At 35.9% G+C, this 14,422-nt stretch carries 11 protein-coding genes; 8 read left to right on the forward strand and 3 right to left on the reverse strand.

The window, feature by feature from the left end:
• Nucleotides 1-11: 11 nt before the first annotated feature.
• Nucleotides 12-1,295 carry an ornithine--oxo-acid transaminase gene (rocD, locus tag EKM00_RS07470; protein WP_126454000.1) on the reverse strand — a complete coding sequence of 428 codons (1,284 nt, stop codon included), beginning with the start codon at nt 1,293-1,295 and terminating at the stop codon, nt 12-14.
• A gap of 230 nt (nt 1,296-1,525) precedes the next feature.
• Between rocD and EKM00_RS07475 the strand changes: the two genes are divergently transcribed.
• The 7 genes from EKM00_RS07475 to EKM00_RS07505 all read left to right on the forward strand — a co-directional run bounded on the left by EKM00_RS07475 (nt 1,526) and on the right by EKM00_RS07505 (nt 10,140).
• A complete protein-coding gene (locus EKM00_RS07475; RefSeq protein WP_126454003.1) occupies nt 1,526-1,978 on the forward strand; it encodes an Lrp/AsnC family transcriptional regulator in 453 nt (150 codons plus the stop codon).
• 125 nt (nt 1,979-2,103) lie between these two features.
• Nucleotides 2,104-4,197 (forward strand): penicillin acylase family protein, encoded by a 2,094-nt coding sequence (locus tag EKM00_RS07480; RefSeq protein WP_233592256.1) that lies wholly within the window; start codon nt 2,104-2,106, stop codon nt 4,195-4,197.
• Nucleotides 4,198-4,308: 111 nt separating this feature from the next.
• Nucleotides 4,309-5,079 (forward strand): dienelactone hydrolase family protein, encoded by a 771-nt coding sequence (locus EKM00_RS07485; protein WP_126515774.1) that lies wholly within the window; start codon nt 4,309-4,311, stop codon nt 5,077-5,079.
• Between the two features lie 215 nt (nt 5,080-5,294).
• Nucleotides 5,295-6,308, forward strand: coding sequence for a M28 family metallopeptidase (locus tag EKM00_RS07490; RefSeq protein WP_126515775.1), 1,014 nt, complete (start codon nt 5,295-5,297; stop codon nt 6,306-6,308).
• 270 nt (nt 6,309-6,578) lie between these two features.
• Nucleotides 6,579-7,157 (forward strand): non-canonical purine NTP diphosphatase, encoded by a 579-nt coding sequence (locus EKM00_RS07495; RefSeq protein ID WP_126454011.1) that lies wholly within the window; start codon nt 6,579-6,581, stop codon nt 7,155-7,157.
• A 204-nt stretch (nt 7,158-7,361) separates the two neighbouring features.
• The gene (locus tag EKM00_RS07500; RefSeq protein ID WP_126454013.1) at nt 7,362-9,284 is read left to right on the forward strand and encodes a DEAD/DEAH box helicase; all 1,923 of its coding nucleotides are present in this window, start codon (nt 7,362-7,364) and stop codon (nt 9,282-9,284) included.
• An 88-nt stretch (nt 9,285-9,372) separates the two neighbouring features.
• Complete coding sequence (locus EKM00_RS07505; RefSeq protein WP_126454015.1) at nt 9,373-10,140, forward strand: carboxypeptidase-like regulatory domain-containing protein; 768 nt, start codon at nt 9,373-9,375, stop codon at nt 10,138-10,140.
• Nucleotides 10,141-10,494: 354 nt separating this feature from the next.
• Here the strand turns inward: EKM00_RS07505 and EKM00_RS07515 are convergent, their stop codons facing one another.
• Nucleotides 10,495-11,958 carry an aminoacyl-histidine dipeptidase gene (locus EKM00_RS07515; protein ID WP_126515776.1) on the reverse strand — a complete coding sequence of 488 codons (1,464 nt, stop codon included), beginning with the start codon at nt 11,956-11,958 and terminating at the stop codon, nt 10,495-10,497.
• 109 nt (nt 11,959-12,067) lie between these two features.
• On the opposite strand from EKM00_RS07515, the gene EKM00_RS07520 reads away from it, so the two are divergent.
• Entirely contained in the window at nt 12,068-13,129 is a 1,062-nt protein-coding gene (locus tag EKM00_RS07520) for a DUF3810 domain-containing protein (protein ID WP_126515777.1), read from the forward strand.
• Between the two features lie 416 nt (nt 13,130-13,545).
• Here the strand turns inward: EKM00_RS07520 and EKM00_RS07525 are convergent, their stop codons facing one another.
• Nucleotides 13,546-14,118, reverse strand: a complete 573-nt coding sequence (locus EKM00_RS07525) for an FAD-dependent oxidoreductase (RefSeq protein ID WP_126454022.1) — start codon at nt 14,116-14,118, stop codon at nt 13,546-13,548.
• Nucleotides 14,119-14,422 lie beyond the last annotated feature (304 nt).

The following is a 14,422-nucleotide window of genomic DNA, read 5'->3' on the forward strand; positions in this document are numbered from 1 at the left end:
TGTACTTAAGATTATTTGAAATCGTTTAGAGCTCGCTCAATTATACCCAAACATTCCTGTATTTGAGGTTCTGAAATTACTAATGGTGGTGCAAATCGAATTTTGTTGCCGTGTGTTGGTTTTGCCAATAATCCATAATCTCTAAATTTCATACAAATATTCCAGGCCAAATCAGATTCTTCGTCACTGTTGATAACTATGGCGTTCAGTAATCCTTTTCCTCTGACCAACGTAATTAATGGATTTCTGGAAGCAATCTCATTAAGTCCTGTTCTTAAAACTTCTCCTAAGTACGCCGCATTTTGTGCTAAATTTTCCTCTTTTACTACTTCCAGTGCAGCAATAGCCACAGCCGCTGCAACAGGATTTCCTCCAAAAGTGGACCCGTGTTGTCCTGGTTTAATCACATTCATAATGGGATCATTCGCTAAAACTGCCGAAACTGGGTACACACCGCCCGAAATAGCTTTTCCTAGAATAAGGATATCTGGTTTTACTTCCGGTCTGCCTTCACATCCTTTTTTACAGTCACAATTTCCGCAAGTTGCTAATAATCTTCCCGTGCGTGCAATTCCTGTTTGCACTTCATCCGCGATAAATAGAACGTTATGTGCTTCACAAAGCGCTTTCGTTTTTGCTAAATATCCTTCGGCAGGAACATACACTCCCGCTTCTCCTTGAATTGGTTCCACTAAAAATCCAGCAATATTTGGGATTGATTTTAATACGTTTTCTAGGGCGTCAACATCATCGTACGGAATTTTAATAAATCCAGCAGTGAATGGTCCAAAGTTTTTACGGGCACTCTCATCATTCGAAAATGAAATGATTGTTGTTGTTCTTCCGTGAAAATTGTTTTCACAAACAATGATTTGTGCTTGATTTTCAGGAATTCCTTTTACCTCATAGGCCCATTTTCTACATAATTTTAAAGCAGTTTCCACTGCTTCAGCACCTGTATTCATGGGTAACACTTTATCAAAACCAAAATACTTAGTCACATATTCCTCAAAAGGTCCTAGTTGATCATTATGAAAAGCACGTGAAGTTAAGGTCAATGTTTGTGCTTGTTTTATCATTGCATCCACAATTTTTGGATGACAATGCCCTTGGTTTACGGCAGAATAGGCCGATAAAAAATCATAATATTTTTTTCCGTCTACATCCCAGACATAAACCCCTTCGCCTCTTTCTAAAACCACAGGTAAAGGATGATAATTGTGTGCTCCGTATTGATTTTCTTTAGCTATTAACGCTTCCGATTTTGAAGAAAGGTTTTGTTCTGTGTGTGTCATGATATTCCTATTTTGATATTACAAAGTACAAAACTACAGATTTTTTTTAAATTGACAATAAAAATAAATATTTTGACTTTTTTAAAAGTATTATTCTAAATAAATTACTTAATTTACATGAAAAAAAGTCATTTTTTAAATATAAAATTCAAATAATAGAACTATTCCCATATAAATAAAAATAAGTACTTTTATACAAACACAAAAGCATCATTTATAAGTAAACCAACATGGATATACTAGACGAGTTTGATATCAACATTATCAAAGAATTAGAGAAAGACGGAAGAATGGCGTATTCTGCTATTGCAGCCAATCTAAAAATATCAAATACAATGGTGCATCAGCGCATGAACAGATTAACAGAACAAGGAATACTTATCGGAATAAAACCGGTCATCAATGAAAAGAAAATTGGATATGATTGGGGATCATTCACAGGAATTACCTTGAATAAAGACCAAGATTCTGACCGGATTATTGAGGAACTGAAAAACATTCCAGAAATAACGGAATGCTATTATATCACCGGATCTTTTACCCTTTATATAAAAATAATTGCCAAAAATCATGAGCACATGCGTAAAGTTCTGTATGAAAAAATAGACACTATTCCGGGTATTGCCAAAACAGATTCCATAATTGAACTGGGGTGTGCATTTAAACGAAACGTAAGTCTCTAATTTAAAATTCAATAATAATGACGTATTTCAAGAACCATTTACCCCTTGCAGTTTTAATTTTTTGTTTTAGTTGCTCCCTGTTTTCACAAAAGATATCAAACCAAGAACTAGAAAGACTAAAAAAAATGTCGCAACAAGTCACTATTATCAGAGACAACTGGGGAATTGCGCATGTGTATGGCAAAACGGATGCAGATGCCGTTTTTGGAATGCTGTACGCCCAATGTGAAGACGATTTCAAACGGGTAGAAATGAATTACATTGAAAAACTGGGCCGTCTTTCCGAAATCAAAGGACAGTCCGTTTTGTACAATGATTTAGAAATTAAACTTTTAATCGATACCGAAGATGCAAAAAACGATTATAAAAAAGCAGCGCCTTGGTTAAAAAAATTATTAAACAGTTATGCGGACGGGATCAACTTTTATCTATACAATCACCCCGAAGTAAAACCCGCTTTATTAACTCATTTTGAGCCGTGGTTTCCATTGCTTTGGACTGACGGAAGTATTGGAGCCATAAGCACAGCTGATCTTTCTACTGGAGAATTGAAAGCTTTTTATTCGGGAAACACCGATAAAGTAGCCTATATAGAACGAGAAAAAGACGTACAAACGGGTTCTAACGGATTTGCAATTGCACCTTCAAAAACAGCGTCTGGGAATGCCATTTTATACATTAATCCGCATACCACTTTTTATTTCAGGCCAGAAATACAGATGAGTAGTCAAGAAGGGCTGAATGCGTATGGAGCCGTTACTTGGGGACAATTTTTTATTTACCAAGGATTTAACGAAAACTGTGGCTGGATGCATACCTCCTCAAGTGTTGATGTTGCGGATATGTATGCCGAGAAAATCGTGACCAAAAACAACAAACTATTTTACGAATACGATACCAAATTAGTTCCGGTTGTCGAGAAAAAAATAACCATCAAGTATCTGGAAAATGGAAAATTGATTCCTAAAACATTCAATACTTATTATACCAATCACGGTCCAATCATGGCCAAAAGAGACGGGAAATGGATTAGCTTAAAATCCAATAACCGTTCGATGAAAAGTCTGGAACAAAGTTGGATACGAACAAAATCAAAAAGTTTTGAGGACTATAAAACTGCAATGGATTTGAAAGCCAATACCTCAAACAATACTGTTTATGCCGATAAAGAAGGAAACATTGCCTACTGGCATGGGAATTTTGTTCCCATTCGGGACAAAAACCTAAATTGGTCAAAAGTAATGGACGGTACGACACCGTCTACACAATGGAAAGGATTACATGAAGTTTCAGAAACAGTACATTCTTACAATCCTATAAACGGCTGGTTACAAAACTGTAATTCTACACCATATACCGTGGCAGGAGATTATAGTCCAAAAGAAGAAAATCACTTGCCTTATATGGCTCCAGACGGAGAAAGTTTCAGAGGATTAAATGCTGTACGATTATTGAACAAAGGCAATAAATATACACTAGACAAAGTGATTGCTGACGGTTACGACACGAAACTAACGGCTCTCGAAGTGTTAATTCCATCCTTAATTTCCAGTTTTGAGAAAAACATCAGTCCCGAAGATCCGCTTTATACAGAACTGTCAGAACCGATAACCTTATTGAAAAACTGGGATTATTACGCCCAGGAAAATTCTGTGGCTACCACCTTAGCTGTGGAATGGGCTTATAAATTAGACCCCATTATTCAAAAAGTATATATTGATCAGGGCCAAAAGGACCAAGTAGAAAATACCCGTGATTTTGCTAAAAATGCGTTTCCAGATCAACTGATTCCACAATTGCAAATGGTGATAAACGAATTGAAAATAAAATTTGGTACTTGGCAAATTCCTTGGGGCGAAATCAATCGTTTCCAGAGAACATCAGGCGACATAAATCTGGTTTATAGTGATGCTTTGGAAAGTTTACCTATTAGTTATGGACCAGCGCTTTGGGGAAGTTTACCTGCTTTTAAAAGCAATTATCAAAAAGACACCAAAAAACGCTATGGATTTAACGGAAATAGTTTTGTGTGTGCGGTGGAATTTGGACCAAAAATAAAAGCCAAATCGTTACTTGCGGGAGGAAATAGCGGTGATTCAAAATCGAAACATTTTTACGATCAAGCTGAAATGTACCGAAAAGGACAATTCAAAGACGTATTATTTTATATAGAGGATGTCCAGAAAAATGCCGAAAAAACATATCATCCCGGCGAGTAATCGCTTGTCTGTACGCCATAAGAATTAAAAATTACGTCATCAATTAAAAAATCAAAACCTTAGTTTTAGGATAAATTGATTGAGACATTTGTAAAAATAAAAACATCTAATATGAAAAATATTTTCTTTGCCTTTTTAGGATTCTTTTTGTTTTCCAATGACACATTTGCACAATTAAAATCCGTCAAATACACGGATGGAAACCAACAATTAAATGGCTTGTTTATTGCACCAAAAAAAGGAAGCAAAACTAAACCCGGAATTTTAATCCTTCCTGCTTGGAAAGGAATCGATACACATTCAAAACAATCTGCTGAGAAACTTTCAAGCATGGGCTATTATGCATTTGTAGCTGATATTTATGGCCAAGGGAATTATCCCGTAACCACACAAGAAGCCGGAAAGCAAGCTGGTTTTTACAAAAACAATGTGGCTGATTATCAAAGACGTATTCAACTTGCTTTAGACCAATTAGTAAAAGAAGGCGCAAATCCTGCCAATATCGTAGTAATAGGCTATTGTTTTGGAGGAACAGGAGCACTTGAAGCTGCAAGAGCAGGAATGAAAATTCAAGGTGCGGTTTCTTTTCACGGAGGTTTAGGACATGATGCCGCAAGGGTAAATAATCCAATCACGGCTGAAATCCTGGTTTTACATGGCGCTGACGACACCTATGTGCCAGCAACGGAAGTATCGGCCTTTCAACAAGAAATGAGAGATACAAAAGCAGAATGGGAAATGATTTATTATGCAAATTCCGTACATGCTTTTACTGAAATTGAAGCTGGCAATGATAATTCAAAAGGAGCAGCGTATAACGAAAAAGCCGCTACACGTTCTTGGGAGCGCATGAATTCTTTCTTAAAAGAAGTTTTAAAATAATTTAGAAAATATAATTTTTCCAAAAACAGTAAAAGTTCCGTTTTTTTGTTAGTTTTATAAATTAAATTGTCTAAAAATACAATTCCACTAATTTAGGCGAAGAGCCATTTCTTTCCTAAAAAGCTGCCTGTTATTTTTTATTAACTTTATTCTATTCCTTATTATAGTATCCCTTTTTTTGCCCGATACGCCTTTATTAATCAACAGTAAAAAAAATGAAAAAAATCTCTTTATTATCCTTCATGGTTTTTCTAACCATCAGCTGTGCTTCTCAAGAATCTAGCGTTGCTCGCGTTGATCCTACAAAATACATGAATACAATAACCGCTAGCGAACTAAAAACGCACCTTTATATTGTTGCTTCAGACGAAATGGAAGGCCGTGAAACAGGATCTGCCGGGCAAAAAAAAGCGGGGATTTACCTCATTGATCAATATAAGGAAAATGCAATTTCCTTTCCTACAGACGCTTCTGACTATTACCAAAAAATTCCTGCCGCCTTCCTAAATGCAAAACGCAATGAAAACTTACCGGATTCTGAAAACATTTGGGCCTATATTGAGGGTTCTGAAAAACCAAATGAGGTCTTGGTCATTTCTGCCCATTACGACCACGTAGGGACAAAAAACGGAGAAATTTATAACGGCGCTGATGATGATGGTTCCGGAACTGTTGCATTATTAGAAATTGCACAAGCATTCCAAATCGCTAAAAAAGCAGGTCATGGTCCAAAACGCTCCATCCTATTTCTCCATGTTACCGGCGAAGAACATGGTCTACATGGTTCCCGATATTATTCTGAAAATCCTCTATTCCCATTAGCCAATACCATAACCAATATCAATATTGACATGATAGGCCGTCGCGATGATGCCCATGCCAGCAGCAATAATTACGTATACGTCATTGGAGCCAATCGATTATCAACTGATCTGGATAACATTTGTACCATTGCAAATGCTAAATACACCAATCTTGTTTTGGATTACAAATTCAATGACCCAGAAGATCCAAATCATTTTTACGAACGTTCTGACCATTATAATTTTGCCAAAAACGGTGTGCCTTCTGTTTTCTTTTTTAATGGCGTCCATGCTGATTACCACAAACCTACTGATAGTCCGGACAAAATTGAATATGATGCCTTGACTAAAAGAGCCCAGTTTGCATTTGTAACCGCCTGGGAACTGGCAAACCGCGCCGAAAGACCTATAGTAGATAAAAAATAAAGTTTGTATTTGGGCACATCCACGCTTTCACTAGCGTTACAGCGTGGTCGGGCTATTCGTTACAATCTTTTATATCTTGTCAGGATTAAAAACCCTGACAAAATATAAAAGGATTTCCACTGCTATCCCTTGTGCAAACCCACAAGGAACGGATTGTCTCATTTATTAATTCATTTGCTATCCAATAAAAAACTTCAAATTCTATCTAAATAATTTTACCGGACAACACTGTTTTTAAAAAATGTATATTTGACAACCTAAACTAAAAAAATGCAACTCGTTTTCGCTTCCAGCAATAAAAATAAAATTTTCGAATTACAAAGCATGCTTCCTAAAACCATAACCATTGTAAGTTTAGAAAGTATCGGTTGTCTTGAAGACATACCGGAAACAAGCGATACGATTGAAGGCAATGCCATTCAGAAAGCAAATTACATCACTGAAAAATATGGATGCGATTGTTTTGCAGACGATACTGGACTCGAAGTCCATTCCTTAAATGGAGCACCCGGCGTTTATTCTGCCAGATATGCAGGCGAGCAACGCGATGCAAATGATAATATGACTAAATTATTAGATGCCCTTTTGGATAAAGAGGATAGAAAAGCACAATTCAAGACAGTTATAGCACTAAATCTAAACGGGAAACAACATCTGTTTACCGGAATTGCTGGTGGTGAAATAACCTTAAAGAAAACTGGTAATCAAGGTTTTGGTTACGATCCGATCTTTCAACCTGATGGCTATCAGGAAACTTTTGCCGAATTATCATTAGATATAAAAAACAAAATAAGCCATAGAGGAAAAGCAACACAACAACTGATTCATTTTCTAAAGATGAATAAATAAACGATTCAATTGTACTATTTTTATAACAAAAATTTGAATTCCAAATAAAAATTTCACACTAAATACACCAAATCAAAACGATTAATTTTCAAACAAAACGATAACATTCTGATAATCAAATTATAATAAATTGTAAAATCTTAAAATAGCATTAGTTTATATGAATTATAAACAGTAATTTTGCACCCTATTTTAAAAATACATATGAATAAATTTGAACAATTAGGATTGAGTGAATCGTTACTGAAGGCGATTTTAGATCTAGGATTTGAAAATCCGACCGAAGTACAGGAGAAAGCGATTCCCCTATTATTGGAAAAAGACACAGATATGGTTGCGTTGGCTCAGACAGGGACAGGGAAAACGGCAGCATTTGGATTTCCAGTTATTCAGAAAATTGATGCCAACAACAGAAATACTCAAGCATTAATTTTATCTCCAACACGCGAACTTTGTTTGCAGATTACCAACGAAATTAAAAACTACTCTAAATACGAAAAAGGTATTAATGTGGTAGCAGTTTACGGTGGAGCTAGCATTACAGATCAAGCGAGAGACATAAAGAGAGGCGCGCAAATTATTGTAGCAACTCCAGGAAGAATGCAAGATATGATTAATAGAGGTTTGGTAAACATCTCTCAAATCAACTATTGTATTCTTGACGAAGCTGACGAAATGTTGAACATGGGTTTTTACGAAGATATCGTAAACATCCTGTCTACTACGCCAGACGAAAAAAGCACTTGGTTGTTTTCAGCTACAATGCCTGCCGAAGTAGCACGAATTGGAAAACAATTCATGAAAGACCCAATTGAAATTACAGTTGGAGCTAAAAATTCAGGTTCTGCAACAGTATCGCATGAATTTTACCTTGTAAATGCTCGTGATCGTTACGAAGCTTTGAAACGTTTAGCCGATGCTAATCCAGATATTTTCTCAGTAGTATTTTGTCGTACCAAAAGAGATACGCAAGCTGTTGCTGAAAAATTAGTTGAAGACGGATACAGTGCTGCTGCATTGCACGGAGATTTATCTCAAGCGCAACGTGATGGTGTAATGAAATCTTTTAGAGGAAGACAAATCCAAATGCTTGTAGCTACTGATGTTGCTGCACGTGGAATTGACGTTGATAACATTACTCACGTAGTAAATTACCAATTACCAGATGAAATTGAAACCTACAACCACCGTTCAGGTCGTACTGGCCGTGCTGGTAAATTAGGAACTTCTATCGTAATCGTAACTAAAAGTGAATTGCGTAAGATTTCTTCAATTGAAAGAATCATCAAACAAAAATTCGAAGAAAAAACGATTCCTTCTGGAATTGAAATCTGCGAAATCCAATTATTACACTTAGCTAATAAAATTAAAGATACCGAAGTTGATCACGAAATTGACAACTATCTTCCTGCAATTAATAGCGTTCTTGAAGGTTTATCAAAAGAGGAATTAATCAAGAAAATGGTATCGGTTGAATTTAATCGTTTTATCAATTATTACAAGAAAACCAGAGATATTTCTAATCAAGCTTCCGGTTCTGAAAGACGTGAGCGCGACGATAGAGATGGTGCTCCGAGAGAAAATAACAATGGTGGTGCAACACGATATTTTGTGAACATAGGTTCCAGAGATAACTTTGACTGGATGTCATTGAAGGATTACTTGAAAGAAACATTGGACTTAGGTCGTGATGACGTTTTCAAAGTTGATGTAAAAGAAGGATTCTCTTTCTTTAACACAGATCCGGAACATACCGATAAAGTAATGGAAGTATTGAATAACGTACAATTAGAAGGACGCAGAATCAATGTAGAAATTTCTAAGAATGATGGTGGCGGAAGACGTGATCACAATGGAAGAAGTTCTGGCGGAAGTTTTGGCGGAGGTCGTTCTGGTGGCGAAAGAAGTTCAGCTCCAAGAAGAGAAGGTAGTTTTGCTCCAAGAAGAGAAGGTTCTGGTGGATTTAGAAGTGACAGAAATTCTGCTCCTAGAGAAGGTGGTTTCGGAGCAAGAAGAGAAGGTGGTTTTTCATCTGACAGACCCCGAACAGAAGGTTCTGACAGAGCACCAAGACGTTCTGAAAGCTTTGGTGACACACCAAGACCAAGAAGACCAAGAAGAGACTAACATTCATTGTTAATATTCTTATAATTATATACTGAAACTACAAAATATTTAATCCTGTTTTATTACTTTTAAAGTCTTAAATCAGTTTATGAAATATTTTGTAGTTTTCTTTTTTTTAGTACTATCTGTACCTGCTTTTGCGCAAGTTAAGAAACCTTCCCAAAAAGTTGATGGTGTCATCATCAGTAACACAACTAGAGAACCATTGTCTAGTGTAAACATCATTAATATTAATAAAGTCAGAGGAGCGACAACCGATTCAAGAGGCCATTTTGAAATCGATGTACAACTAAATGACACACTTCACATTACCAGTCTCGGATTCCAATCTCTTCGTGTCCGGGTTACTAATGACTGGATAAAAAATAAAAGCACCAAAATACAGCTAACAGAAAAAGCAATCGCTCTTGAAGAAATAGTTATAAGACCTTTTAATCTAACCGGATATCTTGAAGTAGATACTAAAATTATTCCTATCAGTGAAAATTACCGCTACAGTATTTCCGGATTAACACAAGGATACGAAGCGGGTCAATATTCCCCAAATGCATTTGGAAGAGTATTGGGCTCCATCTTTAATCCAGCAGATATGCTCTATAATTTCTTTGGTAACAACCCCAAAGAACTCAAGAAACTAAAAGAATTAAAAAAGGATGATACCGTTCGAAATCTATTGGAATCAAAATTCGACAGAGAAACTATTGCGGTACTTTTAGGTATTGACAAAAATGAAATTCCTGAAATTTTGCAACGCTGCAACTACTCTGAATCGTTTATAAAAACAGCAAACGACCTACAAATCATGGATGCTATCAGTGGCTGTTATGAAGAATATAAAGTTTTAAAGATAAAATAAAACATACTCTTATATTGAAATTTTGCCATTTCCATAAATTAAATCATTCCTCAATTCTTAAAGAAATTGGGGCTTTTTTAAAGTAATATTTCAAACAAATCAAAAATATTATATACATTTACCTTTATCAAGAATTAAAAACAAAACCCAAATACCCATATCATGGCAAAAAGTCAAGACGCGAAGAAAACCGCAAAGAAAGAGCCTTTAAAAACGGCTAAAGAAAAGAAAGAAGAAAAAAGAGACAAGAAAAACACTCCCAAAAGAGACTAATTATTAGTGAGCAGTGAGCAGTTTTTAGTATTCAGTTACAAATAGACTGAATACTAAAAACTGATTACTGAACACTTTGTTTTATTTGACTGGAATAGTAGCTAAAATTTCCAAAACAAATTTCCAAAATTTCTGAGAAGAAGAAATACTAGCTCTTTCATCAGGGGAATGCGCTCCGTGAATGGTTGGCCCAAAGGAAATCATGTCTATATCCGGATAATTTGTCCCTAGAATTCCACATTCTAATCCTGCGTGACACGCCACTACTTTTGGTTTTTCACCGTTTTGTTTTTCGTATATTGGCACCAAAACATCCAAAATTTCAGATTCTGAATTTGGTGTCCAACCAGGATATGCACCTGAAAATTCTACTTCACAACCCATTAGTTCAAAAGCGGAACGCAACGCATTGGCCAAATCAAATTTAGCCGTTTCAACAGAAGAACGTGTTAAACATTGTACTGAAAGTTGTCCATCACCTACAATTACTTTGGCAATATTATTCGATGTTTCTACTAAATCTGCAAAATCAGCACTCATGCTGTACACTCCGTTGTGCGCCGTATACATAGATCGTACAAAATAAAACTGAGCAATTGTCGGCATTACTCTAGCAGGAGCTGCCTCCATTTTTTCAAAAACAACTTCTAAATTTGGCTCTGTAGTTTTAAGTTCCGTTTTGATTTCGTTTACAATTTGCTGCATGTCAAAAACAAAAGCTTCATCATACACTTCGGCAATAATTACTTTAGCTTGACTTTCACGCGGAATTGCATTGCGTAAACTTCCTCCTTTTATTTCGGAGATTTGCAAACCAAAATTATCAAAACCATCAAATAACAATCGGTTCATAATTTTATTGGCATTACCTAACCCTTTATGAATATCCATTCCGGAGTGGCCGCCTTTCAGGCCTTTTACAGTAATTATATACCCCACAGAACCTTCGGGAGTGGCCTCTTCATCATACTCTGCAGTGGCCGTCACATCAATTCCTCCTGCACAACCAATATCTATTTCATCATCTTCTTCCGTATCCATATTTAAAAGAATTTGACCTTCCAGAATACCTCCTTTTAAGTTCAGTGCTCCTGTCATTCCTGTTTCTTCGTCAATAGTAAACAAAGCTTCTATTGCAGGATGCGGAATATCAGTACTTTCTAAAATTGCCATAATCGCAGCAACTCCAAGACCGTTATCAGCACCAAGCGTTGTTCCTCGAGCACGAACCCAATCTCCATCTACATACATATCGATTCCTTGGGTATCAAAATCAAAAACAGTATCAGCATTTTTTTGGTGCACCATATCCAAATGTCCTTGAAGTACGATAGCTTTTCGGTTTTCCATACCAGCAGTTGCCGGTTTTCGGATAATTACGTTGCGAATTTCATCTTCAAAAGTCTCTAATCCAAGGCTTTCGCCAAATTTTTTTATGAACGCAATCACACGATCTTCCTTTTTAGAAGGACGAGGCACGGCATTCAAATCGGCAAACTTGTTCCAAAGTGCTTTTGGTTCCAGACTTCTTATTTCTTGACTCATTTATTTGTGTTTGAGGTTTAACATTTACAAGTCCCAAAGTTACAAAGTTTAAATTCCTTACGGTAGTAATTGATATTGTAATTATATTTACATTTCCAAAATTCAACCATTGAAAACAAAATATTTCCTTTCCTCCTTTCTATTTATCCAAATACTGCTTTTACAAATTATTTCCTTCTATCCGGAACAGGTAGAAGAATGGTATAGCAATGGTCTCTACCCGATACTTTCGTTGTTCTCGAGAACCATTCTGGGAGAAATTCCATTTTCCATAGGCGATTGTCTCTATTTCATAGTTATTTTATTTGTTTTCAAATGGCTTTGGAACAAACGAAAAACATGGAAATCCAATTGGAAAGACACCCTTTTGAGTATACTGAGCTTTGTTTCGGTTTTTTACTTTTTGTTTCATGTACTTTGGGCACTGAATTATTACCGAGAACCGCTTTTTGAAAAAATGGAAATTCAAAAAGACTATTCAGATGCTGATTTATTGGCTTTCACCAAAAAAATAATTGCCAAAACCAATGCCGTTCAAAACCAACTCACAAAAAATGACAGCTTGAAAGTGGTATTCCCGTACTCTCAAGAACAGGTTTTTGAAATGAGTATGAATGGATATAAAAACCTGGAAGCGGAACATCCTTACTTCGCCTATTCAAAGCTAAGCACTAAAAAATCGCTAATTAGTTTGCCCTTGACCTACATGGGTTTTGGAGGCTATTTGAATCCGTTTACCAATGAAGCACAGGTTAATTACCTGGGTCCAATGTACAGTTTCCCCATGACTACTAATCATGAAATGGCACACCAAATAGGCTTTGCAAGCGAAAGTGAATGCAATTTTATTGGGTATTTAGCTTCGGTCAAAAATGATGATTTGTATATTCAATATTCAGGGTACAGCATGGCTTTGCGATATTGTTTAAGCAACTGGAAGGCCCGAGACGAGGTGGTTTTTAAACAATTATTAAACACTGTTCATCCCGGTATTATTAAAAACTACAAAGAAAGTGAGCATTTCTGGAAGCAATACGACACGATTATCGACAAAGGATTCCATGCTTTTTATGATCAATTCCTGAAAGCAAACCAGCAAAAAGACGGCATCGAGGGCTATAGTAAATTTATAAATTTGATGGTAAATTATTACAAAGAAAAGGATTTTTAGTCCTAAAGTTTGAAAGTCAAAAGTCTTAAAGTAAAATGATTATCCTTTCAATAACCCGTTGGGTGCAATTAATTTTTGATGATAATTTTCGTCAGTTCGAGTGATCCCGCTTTTGGGCGGGATTATATCGAGAACTAGAAAATTAGTATTAAAAACTGTTCTCGATACATTTTTTGTTCCGTTTTACTACACAAAAAACACTCGAACTGACGTTTTAAATAATTACACCCAACGGGTTTTTAATACTAATTTTTGAGACAGATTTAAATATTTACAAAGAAAAAAGAGAATTTAAAGCACTAATTTAAAGTACTTAATTTGATTTTTATTGCAGACTAATGAAAGCAAAAAGGTTAAAGTCGAAAGACAATAAACTTAAAAAGACCTTCAACATTTGACTTTAAGACTTTACACAATTAAACCTCGTCACTTGCGAAAATTATAAAACTTTTCTTTTTGTAAGGTCTTATGATTAGTCTTTCTTCCTGATCAAAACGAATGTAGTTGTAGACCCAATTCAGGAATACGACGGCTTTATTTTTGAAACCAATCAGTGAAAACAAGTGGACAAACATCCAGACAAACCAGGCAAAAACGCCGCTGAAATGGTATCCAGGCAAATCGACTACCGCTTTATTCCTTCCTATGGTTGCCATAGAACCTTTATCATTGTATTCAAAAGCTTCCATGGGTTTATTTTCAATTAATTTTATTAAGTTTTCGCCCAATAATTTCCCTTGCTGCATCGCAGGTTGCGCCATCATGGGATGTCCTTGCGGATAGGTTTCGGATTCCATGGAAGCAATAGAACCAGCTTCAAGACCGCCTGTAGCAACTTGATACAGCAGTGGTTGGAAAGTATGGTAATTGTGTTTATCTAAAAGGACAACTTGGACTTTCTTATTTTTGAGTTTTTTAGCTAACGCAATTCCGGCAAAGCCACCGCCTATAATAACTATTCTGGGTAAAGGTGAGTTTGGGATGTTCATTTTTATTGAAATATTTTTTAAAGGTGCTAAAGAATCAAAGATACAACGTTTTAAAATGTGAATTGACAAAGTGAAGGGTGAGAAGTAAATGGTAAAGAGTCAAATTAAACATTTTCAAAATTGGATTTTATTCCGCAAGATCAGGATTTTATTTTTTTAAAGTCCGTCAGAAAACTAATCGTGTAATTGAGTTTTGATAAATGTGAAAAGGCTTTTCCTTTGTTTTACGAAAGAAAAGCGTGCAATAGATAGTAGAAAACGAACGAAACGAACTAAAAAAGCAGACAACTCCCCCAAAATAAAT

This window comes from Flavobacterium sp. RSP15, assembly GCF_003968755.1.
In the GTDB taxonomy this organism is placed as follows: Bacteria; Bacteroidota; Bacteroidia; order Flavobacteriales; family Flavobacteriaceae; genus Flavobacterium.